Origin of the sequence: Streptococcus mitis (genome assembly GCF_946190335.1) — a bacterium.
Classification (GTDB): Bacteria; Bacillota; Bacilli; order Lactobacillales; family Streptococcaceae; genus Streptococcus; species Streptococcus mitis_CH.
Genome location: NZ_CAMHZN010000004.1, coordinates 49,973 through 73,608, shown reverse-complemented (window position 1 = coordinate 73,608; position 23,636 = coordinate 49,973). Strand labels below are relative to the sequence as shown.

21 protein-coding genes and 1 riboswitch are annotated in these 23,636 nt (G+C 42.6%); of the genes, 6 read left to right on the top strand and 15 right to left on the bottom strand.

Annotation, left to right across the window (positions count from 1 at the left end; translation table 11 throughout):
• Positions 1–106: 106 nt before the first annotated feature.
• The 3 genes from N8O43_RS06860 to serS all read left to right on the top strand — a co-directional run bounded on the left by N8O43_RS06860 (position 107) and on the right by serS (position 3,332).
• On the top strand, positions 107–1,471 hold the full coding sequence (locus N8O43_RS06860) for an aspartate kinase (protein WP_050242190.1): 1,365 nt from the start codon (positions 107–109) through the stop codon (positions 1,469–1,471).
• 2 nt (positions 1,472–1,473) lie between these two features.
• Positions 1,474–1,845: a DUF956 family protein gene (locus N8O43_RS06855; protein WP_049538810.1), complete on the top strand. Its 372-nt coding sequence runs from the start codon at positions 1,474–1,476 to the stop codon at positions 1,843–1,845.
• 212 nt (positions 1,846–2,057) lie between these two features.
• Complete coding sequence (serS, locus tag N8O43_RS06850; RefSeq protein ID WP_050219117.1) at positions 2,058–3,332, top strand: serine--tRNA ligase; 1,275 nt, start codon at positions 2,058–2,060, stop codon at positions 3,330–3,332.
• Between the two features lie 23 nt (positions 3,333–3,355).
• Here serS and N8O43_RS06845 read toward each other — a convergent pair whose 3' ends face one another.
• The 6 genes from N8O43_RS06845 to zapA all read right to left on the bottom strand — a co-directional run bounded on the left by N8O43_RS06845 (position 3,356) and on the right by zapA (position 10,103).
• Entirely contained in the window at positions 3,356–4,255 is a 900-nt protein-coding gene (locus N8O43_RS06845) for a TDT family transporter (protein ID WP_261089850.1), read from the bottom strand.
• A 216-nt stretch (positions 4,256–4,471) separates the two neighbouring features.
• Positions 4,472–5,020 (bottom strand): carboxymuconolactone decarboxylase family protein, encoded by a 549-nt coding sequence (locus N8O43_RS06840; protein ID WP_261089849.1) that lies wholly within the window; start codon positions 5,018–5,020, stop codon positions 4,472–4,474.
• Between the two features lie 131 nt (positions 5,021–5,151).
• The gene (locus N8O43_RS06835) at positions 5,152–6,474 is read right to left on the bottom strand and encodes an alanine/glycine:cation symporter family protein (protein ID WP_261009125.1); all 1,323 of its coding nucleotides are present in this window, start codon (positions 6,472–6,474) and stop codon (positions 5,152–5,154) included.
• 90 nt (positions 6,475–6,564) lie between these two features.
• Positions 6,565–6,653: riboswitch (glycine riboswitch) on the bottom strand.
• 163 nt (positions 6,654–6,816) lie between these two features.
• A complete protein-coding gene (locus tag N8O43_RS06830; protein ID WP_261089848.1) occupies positions 6,817–9,153 on the bottom strand; it encodes an endonuclease MutS2 in 2,337 nt (778 codons plus the stop codon).
• Between the two features lie 102 nt (positions 9,154–9,255).
• Positions 9,256–9,804 carry a CvpA family protein gene (locus N8O43_RS06825; RefSeq protein ID WP_000624513.1) on the bottom strand — a complete coding sequence of 183 codons (549 nt, stop codon included), beginning with the start codon at positions 9,802–9,804 and terminating at the stop codon, positions 9,256–9,258.
• Positions 9,801–10,103 (bottom strand): cell division protein ZapA, encoded by a 303-nt coding sequence (gene zapA / locus N8O43_RS06820; RefSeq protein WP_000002022.1) that lies wholly within the window; start codon positions 10,101–10,103, stop codon positions 9,801–9,803. Before zapA ends, N8O43_RS06825 begins: the two co-directional genes overlap by 4 nt.
• Positions 10,104–10,189: 86 nt before the next feature.
• Here zapA and rnhC point away from each other — a divergent pair, with 86 nt between their 5' ends.
• The 3 genes from rnhC to recD2 all read left to right on the top strand — a co-directional run bounded on the left by rnhC (position 10,190) and on the right by recD2 (position 14,174).
• Positions 10,190–11,071 (top strand): ribonuclease HIII, encoded by an 882-nt coding sequence (rnhC, locus tag N8O43_RS06815; RefSeq protein ID WP_261089847.1) that lies wholly within the window; start codon positions 10,190–10,192, stop codon positions 11,069–11,071.
• 3 nt (positions 11,072–11,074) lie between these two features.
• A complete protein-coding gene (lepB, locus tag N8O43_RS06810; RefSeq protein WP_001083986.1) occupies positions 11,075–11,689 on the top strand; it encodes a signal peptidase I in 615 nt (204 codons plus the stop codon).
• 118 nt (positions 11,690–11,807) lie between these two features.
• Positions 11,808–14,174, top strand: coding sequence for an SF1B family DNA helicase RecD2 (recD2, locus tag N8O43_RS06805; RefSeq protein WP_261089843.1), 2,367 nt, complete (start codon positions 11,808–11,810; stop codon positions 14,172–14,174).
• A 153-nt stretch (positions 14,175–14,327) separates the two neighbouring features.
• Here the strand turns inward: recD2 and tig are convergent, their stop codons facing one another.
• The 9 genes from tig to mvk form a co-directional block, all read right to left on the bottom strand.
• A complete protein-coding gene (tig, locus tag N8O43_RS06800; RefSeq protein WP_261089841.1) occupies positions 14,328–15,611 on the bottom strand; it encodes a trigger factor in 1,284 nt (427 codons plus the stop codon).
• Positions 15,612–15,832: 221 nt separating this feature from the next.
• The gene (locus tag N8O43_RS06795) at positions 15,833–17,017 is read right to left on the bottom strand and encodes an N-acetylmuramoyl-L-alanine amidase family protein (RefSeq protein ID WP_261089837.1); all 1,185 of its coding nucleotides are present in this window, start codon (positions 17,015–17,017) and stop codon (positions 15,833–15,835) included.
• A 341-nt stretch (positions 17,018–17,358) separates the two neighbouring features.
• On the bottom strand, positions 17,359–17,991 hold the full coding sequence (locus tag N8O43_RS06790) for a response regulator transcription factor (RefSeq protein WP_261089835.1): 633 nt from the start codon (positions 17,989–17,991) through the stop codon (positions 17,359–17,361).
• Between the two features lie 13 nt (positions 17,992–18,004).
• Positions 18,005–19,000 carry an envelope stress sensor histidine kinase LiaS gene (locus N8O43_RS06785; RefSeq protein WP_261089834.1) on the bottom strand — a complete coding sequence of 332 codons (996 nt, stop codon included), beginning with the start codon at positions 18,998–19,000 and terminating at the stop codon, positions 18,005–18,007.
• Complete coding sequence (gene liaF, locus N8O43_RS06780) at positions 18,997–19,695, bottom strand: cell wall-active antibiotics response protein LiaF (protein WP_261089833.1); 699 nt, start codon at positions 19,693–19,695, stop codon at positions 18,997–18,999. Before liaF ends, N8O43_RS06785 begins: the two co-directional genes overlap by 4 nt.
• A 76-nt stretch (positions 19,696–19,771) precedes the next feature.
• Positions 19,772–20,782 carry a type 2 isopentenyl-diphosphate Delta-isomerase gene (fni, locus tag N8O43_RS06775; RefSeq protein WP_261089832.1) on the bottom strand — a complete coding sequence of 337 codons (1,011 nt, stop codon included), beginning with the start codon at positions 20,780–20,782 and terminating at the stop codon, positions 19,772–19,774.
• On the bottom strand, positions 20,766–21,773 hold the full coding sequence (locus tag N8O43_RS06770; protein ID WP_261089831.1) for a phosphomevalonate kinase: 1,008 nt from the start codon (positions 21,771–21,773) through the stop codon (positions 20,766–20,768). The genes fni and N8O43_RS06770 overlap by 17 nt, the downstream gene beginning before the upstream one ends.
• Entirely contained in the window at positions 21,760–22,713 is a 954-nt protein-coding gene (gene mvaD / locus N8O43_RS06765; protein WP_261089828.1) for a diphosphomevalonate decarboxylase, read from the bottom strand. The genes N8O43_RS06770 and mvaD overlap by 14 nt, the downstream gene beginning before the upstream one ends.
• A complete protein-coding gene (gene mvk, locus N8O43_RS06760) occupies positions 22,695–23,573 on the bottom strand; it encodes a mevalonate kinase (RefSeq protein WP_261089826.1) in 879 nt (292 codons plus the stop codon). The genes mvaD and mvk overlap by 19 nt, the downstream gene beginning before the upstream one ends.
• Positions 23,574–23,636 lie beyond the last annotated feature (63 nt).

Here is a 23,636-nt window from a genome sequence, read left to right as displayed (position 1 = left end):
CCGATTAGAAAGGCTCGCTTTATACTAGAACGCATCTTATTTTCTTCATTGAAAAAAGGCTTTCTTTCTGCTATAATCGTATAAAATACTTACTTTAGGAGTTCTTATGAAAGTTGTTAAATTTGGAGGTAGCTCTCTTGCCTCTGCTAGTCAATTAGAAAAAGTTTTAAACATCGTCAAAAGCGATTCAGAGCGTCGTTTTGTCGTCGTTTCTGCGCCTGGTAAACGTAATGCTGAAGATACTAAAGTTACGGATGCCTTGATTAAATACTACCGCGACTATGTTGCTGGTAACGATATTAGTAAGAGTCAAAACTGGATTATCGACCGCTATGCTGCTATGGTTAGTGAACTAGGTCTTAAACCAGCTGTTTTAGAAAAAATTTCAAAAAGTATTCGCGCCTTAGCTACTCTTCCTATCGAAGAAAATGAATTTCTCTACGACACTTTCCTAGCAGCCGGTGAAAATAACAATGCTAAATTGATTGCTGCCTACTTTAATCAAAATGGTATCGATGCACGCTATGTGCACCCTAGAGAAGCTGGTATTGTAGTCACAAGTGAACCTGGTCACGCTCGCATCATTCCATCAAGTTATGACAAGATTGAGGAATTGACAAATGCCAATGAAGTCCTTGTCATTCCTGGTTTCTTTGGTGTTACCAAGGAAAATCAGATCTGTACCTTCTCACGTGGAGGATCAGACATTACAGGTTCTATCATTGCTGCCGGTGTTAAGGCAGACCTCTATGAAAACTTTACGGATGTTGATGGTATCTTTGCAGCACACCCTGGTATTATCCACCAACCACACTCAATCCCTGAGCTGACCTACCGTGAAATGCGTGAGTTGGCCTATGCAGGATTCTCAGTCCTTCATGACGAAGCGCTTCTTCCTGCCTACCGAGGAAAAATTCCTCTGGTTATCAAGAATACCAACAATCCTGATCATCCAGGTACTCGTATCGTTCTAAAACATAGTAGTGATGAATTCCCAGTAGTAGGAATTGCTGGTGACTCTGGCTTTGTCAGCATCAACATGTCTAAATACCTCATGAACCGTGAGGTTGGATTTGGACGCAAGGTTCTTCAAATCCTTGAAGATCTTAACATCGGTTGGGAACATATGCCAACAGGTATCGACGATCTTTCAATCATCCTCCGTTCTCGCGAACTAACTCCTATCAAGGAAGAAGAAATCCTTCGTCAGTTGGTTCAAAAGGCTGAAGTAGACCATGCAGAAATCGAACACGACCTTTCTATCATTATGATTGTTGGTGAAAAAATGAAGAGTCATATCGGAGTAACTGCTACTGCGACACGTGCTCTATCTGAAAACAAGATTAATATCCAGATGATGTCTCAAGGTTCTAGTGAAGTTTCTATCATGTTTGTTGTCAATAAAGACCAAGAAAAAGCAGCAATTAAAGCGCTCTACAATGCCTTTTTCGGTGAAAGTAAGGAAGACTAATCATGGCCCAATCTCTTAACAAAACAGTGCTTCTCAATACGACCGGAACTTCCTACCTCTCTATAGCTGGGAAAGTTGGGAAATTCCTTGTTGGAGATCAGGCTCTGGAATTTTACCCAGATGTCAATGTCGAACAATTTATCCAGATTCCTTGGGACCATATCAACCAGATTGGAGCCAATGTCACTGGTCGCAAAATCAGTCGCCACTTCGAAGTCTTTACAGACAGAGGAAAATTTCTCTTTGCTTCAAAAGACTCAGGTGCCATTCTCAAAATTGCTCGCGAAAAACTAGGCAATGACAAGGTCGTCAAACTTCCGACCCTGATTCAGACAATTAGCCAAAAATTTAAAAATCTATTTGCAAAAAAGTAGAAACTTTAGTATAATCATAGCAACGGATAAGTAGGTTATCTTCTTCTTTCAGAAAGTCTGCGGGTGCTGCGAGCAGATAGGAGGGATAGGTGAAATTCTACCGTTAGTAATAATTACATACACAATCAAGTGCACACCTGTGAAGTTGGATGGAACCGTGGCCCTGCCACTCCAACGCTTTGTCAGGTGTGCTTTTTTATAAAGGAGTTCTTATGTTAGATATCAAACGCATTCGTACAGACTTTGATGCTGTCGCAGAAAAATTGGCTACACGTGGTGTAGATGCTGCTGTCTTAAACGAGATGAAAGAAATCGATGCTAAACGTCGTGACATCTTGGTCAAGGTTGAAACTCTCAAAGCAGAACGTAACACAGTTTCTGCTGAGATTGCCCAAGCTAAGCGCAACAAGGAAAATGCAGATGACAAGATTGCTGCCATGCAAAATCTATCTGCTGAGGTCAAGGCCTTGGATGCTGAATTGGCAGAAATCGATGCTAAATTGACAGAATTTACCACTACTCTTCCAAATATCCCAGCTGACAGCGTTCCTGTTGGGGCTGATGAAGATGACAATGTGGAAGTTCGCCGTTGGGGTACTCCACGCGAGTTTGACTTCGAGCCAAAAGCCCACTGGGATCTGGGTGAAGACCTTGGTATCCTTGACTGGGAACGCGGTGGTAAGGTAACAGGGGCTCGATTCCTCTTCTATAAAGGTCTCGGCGCTCGTTTGGAACGTGCTATCTACAACTTTATGTTGGATGAACATGGCAAAGAAGGCTACACTGAAGTCATCACGCCTTACATGGTTAACCACGATTCTATGTTTGGGACTGGTCAATATCCAAAATTCAAGGAAGATACTTTTGAACTCAGCGACAGCAATTATGTCCTTATTCCTACAGCTGAGGTCCCTCTAACAAACTACTACCGTGATGAAATCCTGGATGGCAAAGACCTGCCAATCTACTTCACTGCTATGAGCCCATCATTCCGTTCTGAGGCAGGTTCAGCTGGTCGTGATACTCGTGGCTTGATTCGTTTGCACCAATTCCACAAGGTTGAAATGGTTAAATTTGCCAAACCAGAAGAATCTTACGAAGAATTGGAAAAAATGACAGCCAACGCTGAAAATATCCTTCAAAAACTTAACCTTCCATACCGTGTCGTTGCTCTCTCTACAGGAGATATGGGCTTCTCAGCTGCGAAGACTTATGACTTGGAAGTTTGGATTCCAGCACAAAATACCTACCGTGAAATTTCAAGCTGTTCAAACACAGAAGATTTCCAAGCCCGTCGTGCCCAAATCCGTTACCGTGATGAAGCAGATGGCAAGGTGAAATTGCTCCATACCTTGAACGGTTCTGGACTTGCAGTTGGACGTACAGTGGCTGCTATTCTTGAAAACTACCAAAATGCAGATGGTTCTGTGACCATCCCAGAAGTTCTTCGTCCATACATGGGTGGCGCTGAAGTTATCAAACCATAAAAAAAAGGCCTAGCTATTTCTAGCTAGACCTTTTTTCGTAACCAAATCAAATAAGCACCTAATACAAAGAGCAAAATGATTAGGCAAATAACAGTTTCAGCCACTACCAAATAATCCAAAAATGGAAATTTCAAGATTCCCTGAGCCATCTTGAGCGAGGTAGCTGTGATAATGGTTGGGAAGGTGAGGGCTGAGAAGGCTGGTTGAAAACCTTGTTTTAAAATATTGGGCAGGCGAGTCAAAACAAAGAAAAAGAAGGATTGGGAAGCTAAGATCATGACAATCAAGAGCCAAGTCGGTAGACTGGCTCCTCCAACTCGAACTAGGGAAGCCAAGAGTAGGGAGAAAGGAGCACAGTAGATCCCTTCTTGTCCAAGCATGGCTTGTGGGAGTGGATGTTTCTTTAAATCGCTATAAATAAGCGGGTAGAGATAGAATGTCAAGAGAAATCCAAAACTCAAGGTCGCATAGGCAATTTCGATGATACCTACAAGAGGATAGGTCAAGGCTGCTACTGCTATCCCCACATAGAGAACCGTCCAGCTAGGAGTCGCATGAACCCTCCGACCCGGATAGGCAAATTTGATAGTGAAGCCAGCAATCAGAGCCACATCCAAGAGAAATGAAAAGCACCAGAGCCCTTGAGCAACCAAAGGAAAATGAGGGAAGACTCGAAAGACATAAGTCGATAAAATCATCCCAGCCATAGGAAAGGTGGCCATTCCTGACAAAAGTGGGGGCTTGGTCAATTCCTGCTTAGTTTCCTTCCAATTAAAGAGATGAAGAAGCAGAAAGAATATCCACAAAATCAAACCTGTCAGACTAAAAAGATGTGACAGAACCGGCAACGTATCTAAAATAAGATTTCCAGCTCCTGCCAAACCTAGCAAACAACCAGAAAATACCAAGGGGAGTTTTTTCATCCTAACCTCCAATAATCATGTTAGTTTCAGTATATCATAAAAGCGCTTAAATGAGGACTTAATACTCTTCGAAAATCAAATTCAAACCACGTCAGCGTCGCCTTACCGTACTCAAGTACAGCCTGCGGCTAGCTTCCTAGTTTGCTCTTTGATTTTCATTGAGTATAAAAAAAACGAAGCCCGTTGATTTCAGACTTCATTTTTCTCAGATATTAATTAAGCATAAGGTTGCAATTCTGGGTTAATTGGTGTATTGGCTAGATTGTTGGCATAGTTACAGAGGCTTGCTAGGCTGACACCAAGAACCACATCCAAGGCATTTTGTTGAGTGTAGCCAGCTTCTAGAAACTCAGACAAGGCTTCATCTCCTACACGACCCTTGGTATTGATAACTGCCAAGGTATACTTAGCTAGGGTGTCCAATTTAGGATCTGTTTCAATTGGAGTACGATTGCGAAGGGCTTGCAGAAGGTCATCATTCATCTGGATTTGTTTAATTGAAAAGGCTGTGTGACCTGCGACGCAGAAGGCACAACCATTTGTCACAGCTGCCGTGATTTGCACTACTTCGCGCTCAACAGGTGTCAGGCTGTTGCGACGGTTGATAGCTCCGACAGTACGGTAAGCCTCTAAAGCAGTCGGTGCATTAGCCAAGAGACCGATTAGGTTGGGAATATAGCCATTGTTATCTTTTTCTACTGTTTCAAGAACTTCTTTCACTTCTGCTGGCGCTGATTCGATTGTATGAATTGTAAATGTTGTCATCATAAAACCTCTTTTCATGTTGTTGAAACCTAGTCTATCACAGATTCTATACCTTGTATAATATATATTTTAAATTACACTGATAGAAATTTTTTATGAAAGCAAAAAATCACACGTAATGTGTGATTCCATTATTTATTAAAATACTTTTTAGTTTCAGCAATAACGACCGGCGACAAGACTAAGAGGGCAATCAAGTTTGGCAGAGCCATCAAGGCATTGACAATATCTGCGATAATCCAAACCATATCCAACTCGATAAATCCTCCCAACAAAACCATGAGTACAAAGACCACACGGTAGAGCCAGATAAAGCGAACCCCAAAGAGAAACTCAAAACAACGTTCTCCGTAATAGTTCCAACCTAGAATCGTTGTAAAGGCAAAGAGCACAAGGAAGATGGTCAAAAGGGCAGGTCCAAAGTTTGAAAAGACTGTTGAGAAGGCTGACTGAGTCAAGGCAACCCCATTTAAGTCGCCACTCCAAACACCAGTTACCAAGATGGTTAAACCAGTCAAGGTACAGATAATGAGTGTATCAATAAAGGTTCCTGTCATGGAAATCAATCCTTGCTCCACTGGTTCATTTGTCTTAGCCGCAGCCGCTGCAATGGGAGCAGAACCCAGACCAGATTCGTTTGAGAACACGCCACGCGCCACACCATTTTGAATAGCCATCCGAATGCTAGCACCGGCAAATCCACCTACCGCAGCAACAGGACTAAAAGCTGATGTCAAAATTAAAGCGATTGTGGCAGGAATTTTCCCGATATTAAAGAAAATAACTGTGAGAGTTCCCAAAATATAAATAATAGCCATAAAAGGAACAACAGTAGTTGAAACCTTAGAAATGGACTTGAGACCACCAAAGACTGCAATCGCTACAAATACAGACAACACAAGAGCAGTGATAGCTGGCGAAATAGTCGTTGTATTCTGGATAGATTCTGTAATCGAGTTAACTTGAGTGAAGGTTCCGATTCCCAACAAAGCTACTAGCACACCTGCTAGGGCAAAGAAGATGGCAAGGGGACGCCACTTTTCTCCCATCCCTAGAAGGATATAGTGCATGGGACCTCCCGCCACTGCACCATGGTCATCCTTGGTGCGGTATTTGATAGCTAGTAGTCCTTCCGCATACTTGGTAGCCATCCCAAAGAAAGCAGCCATCCACATCCAAAAGAGGGCTCCTGGTCCACCGACCTTGATAGCTGTAGCTACCCCGATAATATTTCCCGTACCAACTGTCGCTGCTAGAGCTGTACACAAGGCCGCAAAACTGGATACATCGCCATGCCCCTTGTCCTTAGTAAAAATAAGCTGGAAGGCCTTTGGCAGACGCAAAATCTGCAAAAGTCCTAGACGGGCAGTTAGGTAAATCCCTGTCCCAACCAATAAAATCAAGAGGGGTGGACCCCAAGCAAAAGCATCAATTGATTTAAGCAATTCTAACATTTCCTTCTCCTATCTTTTCAACCCCAAAAGAAAGAGCACATGCAAGATACATGTACTCTGGAATGCTTAGATAAATGCTAAAAAGCGGTCTATCCTAGCTCTGTCCTTTTACCTGAGAGTTTGAGCAGTTGCCTGCCTTGCCCCTTCGGTGCCTTTACGGTCTCTCCAGAGTTCCGTCCATTTACAGTCATGGAAAATCAAACGATTCGCCACTTCTATTAAACTTCATTCGGTGTTGGTATTTAATTGATTCTTATTTTACAAAAAATGTTGGCTTTTGTCAATGTGTTTATTAGTAAAACTTAATTCAACAGTTTTTACTGTATAAAGCTCGGAATACTTCTATCCTTTAAATGTCACAATAGTCGCACCACTACCTCCAGCATTTTGTGGGGCATAGCCGAAACTCTTGACATGCTTGTTTCTTTGTAGGTATTTGGTGACACCTTCACGGATGACACCTGTTCCGATACCATGGATGATATCAACTTGAACCATATTATTAAGCAAGGCTTGGTCGATAAAGGCATCTAACTCATTCATGGCCTCTTCATAACGTTTGCCTCGAAGGTCCAGTCTGGCTTGTGGGCCACGACCAGAAGTTCGTTTCACGACATTGACCTGTTTCTTCTTGACTTGCTTTTCTTGCTGGGCTTGAACAAGGTCAAACTCTTTTTCTTCCAAGGTCATCTTGATTAAACCAACTTGAGCTTCCCAGCGGCCGTCCTTGAGTTGACTGGTCAAGGTACCACGCTGTCCATAACTGAGAACAACGATATCATCTCCCACCTTTGGAGCTCGTTTTTTCTTGGCCTTTTGAAGGACCTTGTTTTTAGACAAGTCCACTTTTTCAGGAGCCAATTTTTTCAGTTTAGCCTTGGCTTCAATGATTTCATGGGGCTTGAGTTGAGATTTACTGTGGAGATTTTTAAGAATCTGGTCACTCTCACTTAGGGCCATGTCCACAATCTCAGCAGCCTGTTCACGCGCCTTATTAAGCTCGGTTTCCTTTTCACGATTGAGCTCGTTGTAAAGTTTTTTGAGAGCACGGTTCATCTTGAGATTTTCTTGCTCCACCTCACGGATATTGTCCAAGCGTTTGCGGCTCTCTAGCGTCTGCTCTTCCAGTTGCTCAATGATACGATTAACATCATTGTCCTGATCAACCTGCTGACTGGCATCCCCTACGATAACTTCAGATAGGCCTAGACGTTTAGCAATTTCGAAGGCATTGCTTCGGCCAGGAACACCCTGCATAAAGCGATAGGTCGGGCGAAGAGTTGCAGTATCAAACTCCATGCTGGCATTTTGCACAAAGGCTGTCTCAATACCGTAGGCCTTGAGTTCCGGATAGTGGGTCGTCGCCATGGTCTTGACTTGACGCAGGCGAAGGTCCTCCAGAATAGCCATGGCAAGGGCGGCTCCCTCTTGGGGATCTGTACCAGCCCCCAACTCATCCAAGAGCAAGAGTGAATGTTGGTTGACCTTGCCAAGAATATCCACAATATTGGTCATGTGGCTAGAGAAGGTAGACAAGCTCTGCTCAATAGACTGCTCATCTCCAATATCGGCAAAGATTTCTTCGAAAATACCAACACGGCTTCCCTTATCTGCCAAAATCGGCAAACCGGACTGGGCCATAACCTGTGTCAAACCCAGAGTTTTGAGCATGATGGTCTTACCACCTGTATTGGGACCTGTAATGACAATGGCTGTTAAATCTTGTCCAAAGTGGACATCATTTGCGACGGCATTTTTGACCAAAGGATGGCAAACATGGAGCAGTTGAATCTCTTGATTTTCTGATAGCTGAGGCACGACTGCTTGCCTTTCTTGGATAAAGCGGACCTTGGCACGAATCAAGTCCAGATGGCCGATAATCCAAGCATCATTGGCAATCTCAGCCGCATGAGGGCGGACACGCTCCGAGATTTCTTGGAGAATACGAAGCATTTCATAGCGCTCATCTGCTCGCAGACTAGCAATTTCTTCGCTCAGTTTGACCACCTCACGAGGTTCGATATAGACGGTATTTCCGCTGGCAGAAATATCATGAACGACACCTGCAATCTTATTGCGGTAGGTGTTTTTGACAGGTAGAACCTGACGGCCATTTCTGCTGGCAACAATTCCTTCTGTCAACATCTGCGCTTTTTGCTTGAGTAAATCTTGCAAGACATCGCGGACCTGACTCTCGCTATCATGGATTTTTCTACGGATGCGCGCCAATTCTTCACTGGCAAAATTTTCAATGAAACCTGCATCATTAAAGGCTTGGAGATTTCCTTGTAATTGCGGAAAATCATGTAATTTCTCAAACCAAAGGGCTAATTCTTCCAAACTGACATTTTCCAGATTAGCATAAAAACTTTGCAGTTCTCGACTAGCAAGAAGCACGCGCTTCAAGAGCAGGAACTCCTCAATATTGAGGTCTGCCCCCATCTCCAAACGCTTGCAGACTCCTGCGATTTCCTTGGTTGCGAGAATGGTAAAATGCGGTTGCTCGACGAAAAGAGCCTGCATTTCCTTCATCTCAGCAAAAGCCTGTTTGATTTTATCCGCTTTGGCAGTCGGAGCTAGCTGTCTCAATTGCTCCAAGCCCTGCTCGGTCAACAAATGGGGTTCAAACAAAGCCTTGACCTTATTGAACTCTAATGTTTCTAATATTTTCTTATTCATCTTTATTTCCTTGTCTTTGAATGTCTAGGTGTGGTATCTTTTTACATTCTGATAGATACTAGTCAATCTGTAAACAAAGGGCTAGGAAAATTCCTGCCCTTTTTATCCGATTAAATTTGTCACCCAGATTTGTTTGAGCCAACTGGTTGTTACTGGTATGCTCTGGATGATATGTTTTGCGACGATACTCTTTTCAAGAGGATTTTGTATAGCTGCCATGGGAATGGTTGCTAGTATGGTCAAGGCCATTTGCAAGACAAATAAGGTCACCAACATGGACAAGATACCTGCTGAGACTTGGAACAACTTGCCACCCAGCTTTTTACTAGGAATCAAGTGTAACAGGAGACCAAGCAAACGACCGATGCTATAGACAATCCCAAATACAAGCAAGTAGCCGATACCTGCGTAAAAGACCTTATCCAACTGAAAGAGTTGATCCGATGGGAAGAAGAAAGTTCCCTGACCTTCCTGCGGATTTGCATAAGGGAGCAGTAAATGGAATTGTTCTCCAAGCCCCTTGTAAAACTGGCCAGCCACAAAAGCCGAAGCCATGGCTGAAATCAGGTAATAAACCTGTAAGAGCAGGCCTCTCCGATAGCCGATATAGAATCCCCAAGCCAAGACCAATAGAAGAAGGAGTGAAATCATAAGGAATCCTCAATCTTGCTCTGCTCTTGCTTACAAGTCACAAGTTTGTGACGGAGTTCTTCTAACTCTTGCTCCTTATCGTCAAATTCAATCTCACGGCTGAGCTGAGTTGACAAACAGTTAACTGCCAACAAAAGAGCGATTGTTTCATCATCTGCACTAGGCATTTGTTCTTTAATTGCTTGGTATTTTTCTGTCGCAACCTTGGCGATTTCCTCCATAAAGAGATTATCATGCTCGGTTGTCAAGGTTAATGATTTTTTCCCGAATGTAAATTTGAATCGATTTAGATTTGCCATAAAATTCACCTCACGATATTATACCAAAATTCGCTAATTTTGTCAGTTTTTACAAATTTGCCTTCTTTTATGGTACAATAGAAACTATGGCAAGTATAACACTCACACCAAGCGAAAAGGAGATCCAGGCTTTCCTTGAACACTATCAAACCAGTCTGGCTCCCAGTAAGAACCCCTATATCCGCTACTTTTTGAAACTGCCTCAGGCAACGGTTTCTATCTATACTTCTGGAAAGGTCTTGCTTCAGGGCGAAGGAGCTGAGAAATACGCTCATTTCTTTGGCTATCAAGTTGTAGAGGAAATTAACGGACAAAACCTTCCTTTAATTGGGACAGATGAGGTGGGAAATGGTTCCTACTTTGGTGGACTTGCAGTTGTGGCTTCTTTTGTCACTCCAGACCAGCATGACTTTTTACGAAAACTCGGTGTGGGAGATTCTAAAACTCTGACCGACCAAAAGATTCGTCAGATTGCTCCTATCCTCAAAGAAAAAATCCAGCACCAGGCACTGCTTCTCTCACCAAGCAAGTACAATGAGGTCATCGGAGACCGCTACAACGCTGTTTCTGTTAAGGTAGCCCTCCATAATCAGGCCATCTATCTCCTCCTTCAAAAAGGACTTCAGCCTAAGAAAATTGTGATCGATGCCTTTACCAGTGCTAAAAATTATGACAAGTACTTGGCACAAGAGGCCAATCGTTTCAGCAATCCTATCAGCTTAGAAGAAAAGGCTGAGGGAAAATACTTGGCTGTCGCAGTTTCTTCTATCATTGCGCGTGATCTCTTTCTGGAAAATCTTGAAAATCTGGGACGAGAACTGGGCTATCAACTTCCAAGTGGAGCTGGAACGGCTTCTGACAAGGTGGCTAGCCAGATTTTACAAGCCTATGGTATGCAGGGACTCAACTTCTGCGCCAAACTGCACTTTAAAAATACTGAAAAAGCAAAAAAACGCTTAGAAAGGTAAATTATGAATTCATTTAAAAATTTCCTAAAAGAGTGGGGATTGTTCCTCCTGATTCTGTCATTACTAGCTTTAAGCCGTATCTTTTTTTGGAGTAATGTCCGCGTAGAAGGACATTCCATGGATCCGACCCTAGCGGATGGCGAAATCCTCTTTGTTGTCAAACACCTCCCTATTGACCGTTTTGATATCGTAGTGGCCCATGAGGAAGATGGCAATAAGGACATCGTCAAGCGAGTAATCGGAATGCCTGGCGATACCATCCGTTACGAAAATGATAAACTTTATATCAATGACAAAGAAACAGATGAACCTTACCTAGCTGATTACATCAAACGCTTTAAGGACGACAAACTCCAAAGCACCTACTCAGGCAAGGGATTTGAAGGAAATAAAGGTACTTTCTTTAGAAGTATTGCTCAAAAAGCTCAAGCCTTCACAGTTGATGTCAACTACAATACCAACTTCAGCTTTACAGTTCCAGAAGGAGAGTACCTTCTCCTCGGAGATGACCGCTTGGTTTCGAGCGACAGCCGCCACGTAGGTACCTTCAAAGCAAAAGATATCACAGGGGAAGCTAAGTTCCGCTTCTGGCCAATCACCCGTATCGGAACATTTTAAGAAATCTAAGAGGCCGAGAATCAAGAATCTCAGCCTCTTCTTCTATCGTGAGAAGTGATCGTTTATTGACTATAGTAAAAACAACCCCAACTCTCACCTATTCATGCAAAGGAATTTTATGGAAGTTTATTTTTCAGGAACCATTGAACGGATTATTTTTGAAAATCCCAGCAATTTTTATCGCATCCTTCTCCTAGAAATCGAAGATACGGACGCAGAAGATTTTGATGATTTTGAAATCATTGTCACCGGTACCATGGCTGATGTAATTGACGGAGAAGACTATACTTTTTGGGGGCAAATTGTCCAGCACTCCAAGTATGGGGAACAACTGCAAATCAGCCGTTATGAACGCGCAAAACCAACTAGCAAGGGCTTGGTCAAGTACTTTTCAAGTAGCCATTTCAAGGGAATCGGTCTTAAGACAGCTCAAAAAATCGTGGACACCTATGGTGACAATACCATTGACGAAATTCTGCAACACCCGGAAAAGCTAGAAGGCATCTCAGGGCTCTCTGCAAAAAATCGCGAGGCTTTCGTCTCCACTCTTCGTCTCAATTACGGAACAGAGATGGTTTTAGCCAAACTAGCCAACTACGGTATTCCCAATAAATTAGCCTTTCAGATTCAAGACTTTTACAAGGAAGAAACCCTTGATGTGGTTGAAAATTATCCCTACCAACTTGTTGAGGATATCAAAGGCTTGGGCTTTACCATTGCTGACCAACTAGCGGAAGAACTAGGCATCGAAAGTCAGGCTCCTGAACGCTTCCGTGCTGGTCTAGTTCATAGTCTTTTTCAGGCCTGTATGGAAACAGGAGATACCTATGTTGAAGCACGGGATTTGCTAGAACAAACCCTCACTCTCCTTGAATCCTCCCGTCCCGTGGAACTGGACCCCAGCCAAGTGGCCCAAGAACTCTCCTACCTCATCGAAGAAGACAAGGTTCAGCAAATTGATACCAAAATCTTTGATAATAGCCTCTTTTTTGCTGAAGAAGGCATCCGCAGTCACTTGGTTCGTATCCTTGAAAAAGGAAAACAGAAGAACCAAGATTTAGAAACCATTCAAAAACATATCACTACTGTCGAGGAAGAACTGGGGATTGAGTATGATAGCATTCAAAAACAGGCTATCTGCGACGCTATCCAGAACAAGGTCTTTATCCTAACAGGTGGGCCCGGTACTGGTAAGACGACTGTTATCAATGGAATTATCGCTGTTTATGCCCTTTTAGAAGGACTTGACCTCAGGAAAAAAAGCAACTTGCCAATTCTTCTTGCTGCTCCAACTGGCCGAGCAGCTCGGCGCATGAATGAATTAACGGGTTTGCCTAGCGCGACCATACACCGACATTTAGGAATGACAGGTGACGATGATACCAGTCATCTGGAAGATTATCTGGATGCTGACTTTATCATCGTGGATGAATTTTCCATGGTGGATACTTGGCTGGCCAATCAACTCTTCTCCAACATCTCTTCTAACAGTAAAATTCTTATCGTAGGCGACAGCGACCAGTTGCCTTCTGTCAGTCCTGGACAGGTTCTAGCGGATCTGCTTCATATTCCCTTGATTCCTCAGACTCGCTTGGAAAAAATCTACCGGCAAAGCGAAGAATCAACCATCGTTACCCTTGCTAGTCAAATTCGACAGGGCATCTTGCCAGCTGATTTCACCCAGAAAAAAGCTGACCGTTCCTACTTTGAAATTGCTAGTGGCCATATTCCTGCTACGATTGAGAAAATCTTAGGTGCTGCCCTCAGAAGTGGTATTCCTGCCCGTGATATTCAAGTTCTGGCTCCCATGTACCGAGGGACAGCAGGGATTGATGCTATCAACCAACTCATGCAAGACCTGCTCAATCCACCACAAAAAGATCAACTCAGTTTTGAGGCTCCCCAGTGTCACTATCGCAAGGGAGACAAGGTCATTCACTTGGTCAATGATGCTGAAATCAATGTCTTTAATGGAGATTTGGGAGCTATCACAGATCTGATCCCTGGTAAATACACCGAGTCAAAACAGGATGAAATTGTCATTGATTTTGATGGCAATGAAGTCTCTTACCCCCGTAACGAATGGTACAAGATTCGCTTAGCCTATGCCATGAGTATCCATAAATCACAGGGAAGTGAGTTTCCTGTTGTCATCCTACCTATCACTAGTGCTAGCAGGCGTATGCTGGAGCGCAATCTCATCTACACAGCCATTACACGTGCCAAAAGCAAGCTTATCTTACTAGGCGAATTACAGGCCTTCGACTATGCTACCCAGCACATCGGAACTGCCCGAAAAACCTATCTGATTGAACGCTTCAGTGATTTAATTGAAAATGTTGAAGAAAATACACAAGCTGTTTCCGAAACAGTCACATCAAGTGCCCCTGAACAATCCTACATCCTAACCGAAGAGAACTGGGATAGCATCCCAGCCATGATTGGGATTACAGAAGCAGACCTCAAAGAGATTTTCGGAAAATAGTGTATCAGAAAACCCACCTAGGCAGGTGGGATTTTTGTTTATGAATACTCAATGAAAATCAAAGAGCAAACTAGGAAGCTAGCCGCAAGCTGTACTTGAGTACGGTAAGGTGACGCTGACGTGGTTTGAATTTGATTTTCGAAGAGTATAAGATTATTTAACTGTTGCTGTGCTTGTAATCAATTCAACAGCTTTTTTGATTGTGATATCGTGTTTCAACATATCAGCTGAAAGCAAGCTTTGTACTTGTGCAACTTCCATGTTGTAATCTGCAGCCAATTGCTCGATTTCTTTTTGGATTTCTTCTTCTGAAGCATCAAATCCTTCAGCTTTGGCAACTGCTTCGATAACAAGGTTAGTCTTAGTACGTGACTCAGCTTCTCCCTCGTATTGTTTGTGAAGATCTTCTTGAGTAGTTCCAGTGATTTGGAAGTACATATCAGGGTTGATACCTTGACGTTGCAAGTTTCCAAGGAATTCGTTTACTGAACGGTGAACTTCTTCGTGAATCATTTCTTCTGGAAGTTCTACGATTTCAGCGTTTTCTACAGCTTTATCGATTGCTGCACCTTCAACGGCATCTTTGTATGCTTCTTCTTTAGCAGCAGCCAATTCGTTGCGGTATTTTTCTTTCAATTCAGCAAGTGTTTCAACTTCTTCGTCGATGTCTTTTGCAAGTTCATCGTCAAGAGCTGGAACTTCTTTAGCTTTTACTTCGTGGATAGTTGTCACGAATTTAGCTTCTTTACCTGCAAGGTCTTCTGCTTGGTAGTCTTCTGGGAATGTTACGATAACATCAACAGTTTCACCAGCTGAGTGACCTACCAATTGGTCTTCAAAGCCAGGGATGAATTGACCTGATCCAAGTCCAAGTGAGAAGTTTTCACCTTTTCCGCCGTCAAATTCAACACCGTCGATAGAACCAACGAAGTCGATAACAACAGTGTCGCCGTTTTCAGCAGCAGCTTCTTTAATAACCAATTCAGCCAAGTTGTTGCGTTCGCGTTCGATACGCTCTTCAACGTCAGCGTCAGTTACTTCTTTTTCTACATCAACTGATACTTCAAGGTTTTTGTAGTCACCCAATTTTACTTCAGGTTTTGTAACTACTTCAGCAGTGATAACCCAGTCTTGTCCTTTTTCCATTGAAGTTACGTCAATTTTTGGTTGAGCAACCACTTCAAGACCAGCTTCTTTTACAGCTGCTTCATAAGCATTTGACAAAAGAGCGTTCATAACGTCTTGATAAAGTGACTCTTCACCAAATTTTTTGTCGAAGATAGGACGTGGAAGGTGACCTTTACGGAAACCTGGAACATTAAGAGATTTCTTCACTGAGTTGAAGACACGGTCCAATTCTGGTTTGATTTGGTCTTGAGAGATAGTGAAAGTCAAGACACCACGGTTTGTTTCTTTGTTTTCAAATGATACAGACATTCTGTCATTTCTCCTTAAAATTTTTTAAATACAGTCTATTATAACATAAATGGGCGACTTTTTTCAAGTAACGAATGCGCTTTTCAATGATGGGGGAGGTATGGTTTCTTCTTGGTTTTCTTTAGGATTCGAATATAATTTTATAAAAGATGTTTGGTGATAGCTGATTACAGTAAAAAACGAATCGCCCACACATCCCTTATTAGGCGATTCGTTTTGTATTATTTAACCACAAGAACCTTGTAATATTCATACTTATTTGGCTGTGTAATCTTAATTTTTTGACCATAGAAACCATCGATTTCTTTGTCAAAATAATCTGAAAATCCTGATGGCAAGCGTTTCATCTTAAGAATCTCACCGGATTGATCCGCATAGGCTAGAATGTGATAGTGAGTAGTGGTTGCTCCATCATCAATCAGTACAAAGTAACCTGTTTTGAGCTTACCTTGTTCATTTTCTAAATAGTATAGTTTATTGTTATTGATTGTGAAGTAAGTAGACGGAAGTCTAAGTCGTACACCTGGGTCTTCTAGATAAAGATCATTGCCAACTTTTTTGATTTCTGATCTAGTTGTCATCTCTGGAAGTGGTAATACTCTACGACCATCTGCTCCAAAGTAATATCGACCTGGTAGATTTTGGAAATTACGAATAACAGCTTTAGGATCAATTTCTTGTCTTTCTTCTTTATTATCCACTAAAGCTAAGGTTATATTTGCAACATGATCCCCATATTTGTCGGAAAACTTCTTGAACTCAGGTTTGACATACCAAGTGTTTTTAGCCACTATAACATCAGTAAATTTATTCCCATCATATTTTGCTTTAATCAGATATTCATATCCATCGCCTAAACGAACAATATCATCATGTTTATAAGGGCTATCTTGTAAAGTGAACATATGTCCATCCTTGCTGAGAATATAGCCTGTTCCATCACTAGAATTTACAACTCTATCAGAGGCCATTGCACCTGATTGTTCAAAATAATACCAATCACCATTTATGCACTCCCAACCTGTCATCATAGAACCACTAAAATGAAGATAGTACCAGGTGTTTCCTTCTTTGTACCATCCAGTACGCATAGCTCCACTATCTGCTAGGGAGTACCATGTATTTCCGTCCTTATACCAGCCAGTGCGCATAGCCCCACTATCCGCTAGGGAATACCATGTATTACCGTCTTTGATCCAACCTGTCTGCATGTTTCCAGAACCGTCAAAGTGGTACCAAGAACCAGCATTTTGCACCCATTTATCCTTAGCGAGACTGCCATCTTGTGAAAGATTCCAGTCAGAACCATTTTTAACCCAAGTATCTGCAGCCTGTGCTTGATTGATTGACAAAAGCAGACCAGCACCTGCAAGCAAACCAAGTGTGAATAGTTTAGATTTTTTCATAGCCATTTCCTCCACGAATTGACACTGAGAGATAGAGTTAGTTTAACCATCTTATTTATAACACTCTTAAAGAGATGAAATAAAGACCTTAACGCTCTAGTGACCTTATTTTAATAATTTACGGGGACATGATTTTAACCTCCTTTTGAGTTTATATCAATCTTTTTTATAGTCAGTATATTATTTTATCTATTTATAACTCTATTCTACTCCCCTATAAAATGAATGTCAACAAATAACATAAAAATATTGTGAAAAAATTATTTTATCGTGCTATAGCACCTTACTCGCTTCTTTGATACTCAGCTCAGCCATTTCTCCAACATTATTTTATATAACCATTAAAACTCCTCATGCCCCACCAAGTGATGCTGAAAGGCATAGACTGCTGCCTGAGTGCGGTCGCTGACCTCAAGTTTGGCAAGAATGTTGGACACATGGGTTTTGACCGTCTTGAGAGAGATAAAGAGTTCATCTGCGATGCGCTGATTTTCGTAACCCTTGGCAATCAGTTGGAGAACGTCTCGCTCACGCGCAGTCAAGTCCTCATGAAGTTCCATGTGATTGCGGTGGTATTCGACCTTCTTGCTGACCTCTTGCTCAATGGCCAGCTCCCCAGCAGCCACCTTACGGACAGCGTGGAGCAGTTCATCTGCACTAGAAGTCTTAAGCATATAGCCTTTGGCACCAGCATTCAAGACCGGCATGATTTTTTCATTGTCCAAGTAAGAGGTCACAATCAAAATCTTGGCATCAGGCCATTCTTTGAGGATGGCTAAGGTCGCATCAATCCCATTCATCTCAGGCATGACGATATCCATGACAATGACATCTGGACGCAATTCCAAGGCCAAGTCAATGCCTTGAGCCCCATTGGCCGCTTCCCCTACAACTTCCACATCATCTTGGAGGTCAAAGTAGCTTTTCAAGCCCAATCGGACCATTTCATGGTCATCTACTAGTAAAATTTTCATCTTTACTCCTTTATCATTCCTTATCGAGCAAGGGAATACGGATATCAACTGCCAGCCCTTGCTTGGGAGCTGTTAATAACTGAACCGTCCCTGCCATATCTTCGACCCGCTCCTTGATATTACGGAGTCCATAACTCAAGTCGTCAAAACTCCCCAGCTGGAAACCAATCCCATTGTCCACCACTTTCAACTGCAATTCAAAATCCGTCTGATAGAGATAGACATCCAGACAAGAAGCCTGGGCATGACGGAGGGTATTGCTGATTAACTCTTGCAGGATACGGAAGATATGCTCCTCGATTTTCTTGGGCAATTTCGTCACATTTTGCTTAAGACTAACCTTGAGATCGCTCTTGTCCTCAAGCTCTTTTAGAAGAATTTGAATCCCTTCTATCAAGCTCTTCTGTTCCAGCTCAACCGGTCGCAAGTGCAGGAGCAAGACCCGCAAATCCTTCTGGGCTGTTTCTAAAATAGCTGTGACACTCTGCAACTGGGTCTGCATCTTTTCTCTATCCAATTTCAAAGCCTGCTGGCTGACACCTGATAAAATCATGTGGGCCGCAAACAACTCCTGACTGACTGTATCGTGCAAATCCCTAGCAATCCGCTTTCGTTCTTTCTCGATGATTTCCTCTTCCTGAGCAAGACTTTGATTTTCAGCTTTTTGAAGAGCCTCTGTCAAGAGGTTAAGTTTGCCTGACAAGGACTTGAAACTGATATCCAAATCTGGGTCAGCAACCTGAACCACTTCTTTTCCTGACAACAAGCGCTTGAGATTGGCCTGCATTTTTCTTAGAGAGAGCTCTTCGACACCTCGCCAAAAAAGGACTAAGAGACAGGTCATGGACATGCTGAATACCAACAACAAAAAGACAAATTTTTCTGTTTTTTCGACATCGTGCAGAAAGATAGACCAGTCAAAATCAAGGATTTCCAACAAACTATGAGACAGAAATAAGACAAATAGGAAGGAGGTGATGGCAATAATTACATAGGCTTGTTTTTTCATCCTCTGACCACCTCAACATCCCCAATCATAGTGGTCAAGAAAATCTTGACACTCTTGTTACTCTTGAGATAATCTCTCGTTTCCTGATGATAGTGTTCATTGCGGAGGGCTCGCTTGGGCTGATTGAAAAAAGTCAAATCCCCATAGAGACAGTTAACACTGATACTGACTTCCACATCAACAGGTACAATGATTTTGGTTGTTCCTACCATCTTTCTGAGGATAATAACATTATCATGATTGGTTAGAATCACCCTCTCCAGATGAATGGTGTCTTTACCCATAAGACGAAAAAGATTGATATCATCAAATTGGCAAGTCTGGTAACTTGAAAAATGATGGAGATTCCCAAACCAACGATTTTTCTCCTTCTTAACCGTCACCACCTCTTCAAACACCAAATTTGTCTGCTCTTTTTCCTGATTCATCATCGGGTAAAGAAGAAAGAGGCTGTATATAACCGCAACAAAAATAGCTAGAATCACAAAAGGATTGAGCATGACGATGAAAAAGAAGAGAATGGTTGCCACCACTAACAGAAGATTATTACCTTCTTTACCAGTGTAATAGCGAATCAAAAGTAAAAAGAGGAATAGAATCAGCAGAAAACGTGAAAAATGCTCTGAAACCATCAAAATCAGAGCCCCCGTCAACAGACAGGCTTCGATAAATAAAAAGATTTTAAATTTTCTCATACATGTATCCTCTCCTTTCTATTTTATCACAATTCAAAAAAGTCACCTCGGTCTGAAGATGGAAAAAAGGCGGTGGTTACGCCTTTTTCATCTGATCATTTGCTTCTTTTAATTTGCCGTAAAGAAGATAGTCTACGCTTTGCAGATCTGCTATGGTGGCACAATTAAGAGCACACATAATTAAGCGTAGATCTGCTTTCCAACCTTGGACAATACCAATTACTTCTGCAACTGTGTAGCTTTCCACCAATTCCAGAACGATTCGAGACAGTCCTACAGCCTTGGCACCAAAAACTAAACACTTAATCATATCCAGCGGATTGCGAACGCCTCCACTAACCAAGAGTTGAACCTTGTCTTTCCATTCTTGGGCATTGAGAAGGGCTTGCATAGTGGACTGACCCCATTGATTAAGGTAATCACGCTGACCACTGCGACGGTTTTCGATATAAGCAAAGCTAGTTCCACCACGACCCGATAGGTCGACGGTTCGAACCCCTAGTTCATAGGCTCTTTCGATAGTCTTCACATCCATTCCAAAGCCGACTTCCTTGAGAACAATAGGAACAGGAATTTGCTTGCTGTAGTCTGCCAGATGCGATTGCCAGCTTCTGAACTTCCTTTCTCCCTCTGGCATGAGTAATTCCTGCATAACATTGACATGCACTTGCAGGAGAAGAGGATTCATCTCTTCTGCAGTCTGAAGTCCCAACTCAACAGGCTTGTCCAATCCAATATTGGTTCCTAAGAGGAGATTTGGATGGCTAGATTTGACAGAAAATGAATCATCTGTAGGATCCTTGAGGGCTGCGCTATAAGAACCCGTTACAAACAAAATCCCACAGGCTTCCGCCACTTGAGCCAGCTTTTGATTGATTTCTTTACCCTTATCGCTTCCACCCGTCATGGCATTGATATAAAAAGGAAATTCCCACTTTCGACCAGCAAATTCTGTAGACAAATCAATTTCATCTAGGTCATAAAGAGGCAAGGAACAATGAATCAACTCCACCTCATCAAAGCTATTATAGGAACTTTTCTGCTCAAGGGCATAGCGTATATGCTCGTCCTTACGATTTGTCGTCATGTCCTATCCTTTCTTGGTATAAGAGCTCAATCCCTAGATCGGCCCAACGATTTTTTAGGGTTTCAGTTGATTGCTCATCAAAACTCAAGGCAATACCACAGTCACCACCACCAGCACCGCTACTCTTGGCAACAGCCTGCAAATCTTGACTAGCTACCTTCAACTGTCTAAGCGAAGGCGTGTAAATATCTGCGCTCAAGCCTTCTAAAAGTTGACTGGCTACTGCTACTTGCTCGATAATTTTTTCTGCTTTTCCTTGCTCTAAAGCTTCTACCAAAGCAGTCACCATTGCTTTTGAGGAAGTTAAAAATTTCTGATTAATATTTTGCTTGATTTGCTGAACCATGTTACTAGAGACAGCTACTTCCTTGGTCCATCCAACTAGGAAATCACATTCTAGGGCAGGTTTCACTTGTGAGATAGAAAAACCCCAATCACGCTCCAAAACTGTCGCCAAATTTTCTTCTTCCAACCAAGAAGCCACCTTCTGGCGATCAAACGACTGGTAGAGAACCAAATCCTCTGCCACAATACAGGCAAGGTCGCCCATGGAACCATTGTCTCCTCGCTTGAGCAAGACAGCACTAGCCAGCTTAAACAAGAGATCTTGATTAACCGAAAGATCATATAGAGTAAGCAGAGCCTTGATAATCAAGACAACGACACTACCGCTAGAACCCAGACCAAACTTTTTCCCTTCTCGTTCCATTTTGCCACGGATTTCTAGAGAAAAAGGTCTTAAAGTTTGACCTCGATAAACGAGAAAATATTCCACTAGAGCAATCGTTTCTTGAATCAAGCTGTAATCAGGATTCGGCTTCAAATCCACTGCGAAATCAAACATATCTGAATAGATACGGTAGCTGTCAGAAAAAGCAATCTCAGCCCTCATATAGATGGGAATATCCTTTATCAAGGCTAACTGCCCTGGCTCTAGAATAGCATATTCACCTGCCCAATAGAGTTTTCCACAAGTTTTAACAGCAATCATCTTGGCTCAAATCCTTTGTTTTTGACACAATCAAGCGATAACGCTGACTGAAGATTTCAGATAAATGCTCCAAGTCTTTCTCTTGACAGAGGACCTTAACATTGGGACCAGCATCCATGGTAAAGTAGCAGGCTTCTCCTTGCTCACGGAGCTGACGAACAAAGTCCATGGCTTCATAAGATGCATCCGTCAGATAAGAAAAAGCTGGTGATGCTGTTTTCGTCGTAGCGTGCATAGCAAGAGCATTTTTCTCCGTTAATTCCCCAACCTTGGCAAAGTCATTTTCCTTGAGATAAACCAGCATATCCTGATAATCCTTCTCAGACTGACGCACCCAGTCGTCAAAAGTCGTCGAAGTTTCCACACAAAGTTTCATCCCATCACGACTAGAGATTGGTTTTTTCTTGTCCTCTAGCACCAACATAATCATAGCTAGTTTCAAGTCTGTCACTACCGGGTAAATCTCTCCGCTATCCTTATCCCAGGCACCTAGTGGTCCATAAAAACTCCGAGAGGACGACCCTGAGGCAAACTTAGCCTCCTGTGCTAACTGACTTCTATCCAATCCAAGCTTGAAATAAGCATTGCAAGCCTTAACCAAGGCGGACAAACCGCTAGAACTTGAGGACAAGCCCGCTGCGGTAGGCATATTGTTTTGAGTGTCAATACGAACAAAGCCCTCACCATCTGGACGATAGCGGTCAATGATTTTGCTCATCTTGGCATGCTCAGCTTCATTTTGTAACTGACCATTGATATAAAAGGCATCAGCAGTCGCATCCATCGGTAGCGACGACAAGGTCGTCTCCGTGTACATATTTTCCAAAGTCAGAGAGATACTGCTAGTAGCAGGCACCATCTCTTTCTCTTTTTTCTTTCCCCAATATTTGATAATAGCAATATTTGCGTAGGAACGTACTGTTACAGGCTCTCGATCCATGTCTGAACAGCTCCTTTCTCTTCTATTCTTTCTGCTAGTTTTTGAGCTTGAGTCAAATTGGTTGTCAAGGCGATAATACAGCCTCCTAGCCCACCACCGCTCATCTTGGCACCTAAAGCACCATGGTTAAGAGCCATTTCAACCAAAGAATCTGACTCAGGACTACTAACACCAATTTCTTTTAAATGTAAATGCGCTTGACTGAGGATTTGCCCCAATCCTTCAGCATCTTTTTGTGAAATCGCATCTTCTGCTTGCTGAGTCAATTCCCCTAAGGCATGCAAAAACGGTAGGGCATCTTTCCCCTTGCTTTGAACCACTTGGATGGCTTCACGAGTATGGCCATAAACGCCTGTATCTGCAATCACCAAATAGGCGGATAAGTTCATCTCAAGCTCTGTAAATCCTACGTTCTTGATAAAGCGAATAGGCTGGTCACTGAGACAGGTCTTAGCATCCAAGCCACTTGGATTCATATGGGCAATCATCTCAGCCCGATTGACCAAGATTTCTAGTACGTCATGAGGCAGGTCGGCCTCATAGTAGTCAAAGACCGCACGAATAGCCGCTATGCTGATAGCAGCTGACGAACCCATTCCCCGTTTTTCAGGTATAGCCGAGTCAATCTCACAGCGAATGCAGGCTTCTTTGATATCCAAATACTCCAGCGAAGCATAAACTGCCATGGACAAGGTATCCTCCTCATAGAGACGCCAAGGACTCGCTGCAGGAACTACCTTACAAGTTACCTCCACCTCCAAAAGAGGCAGGGAAATGGCAGGATAACCGTAAACGACCGCATGCTCCCCTATTAAAATTATTTTACTATGTGCCTGACCGACACCCACTTTTTTTGTCATGTTTTCCTTTTAGCTAGACGGAAAGACCGTCTCATTTTTCATACAAGTATTGATTCTTTCCTA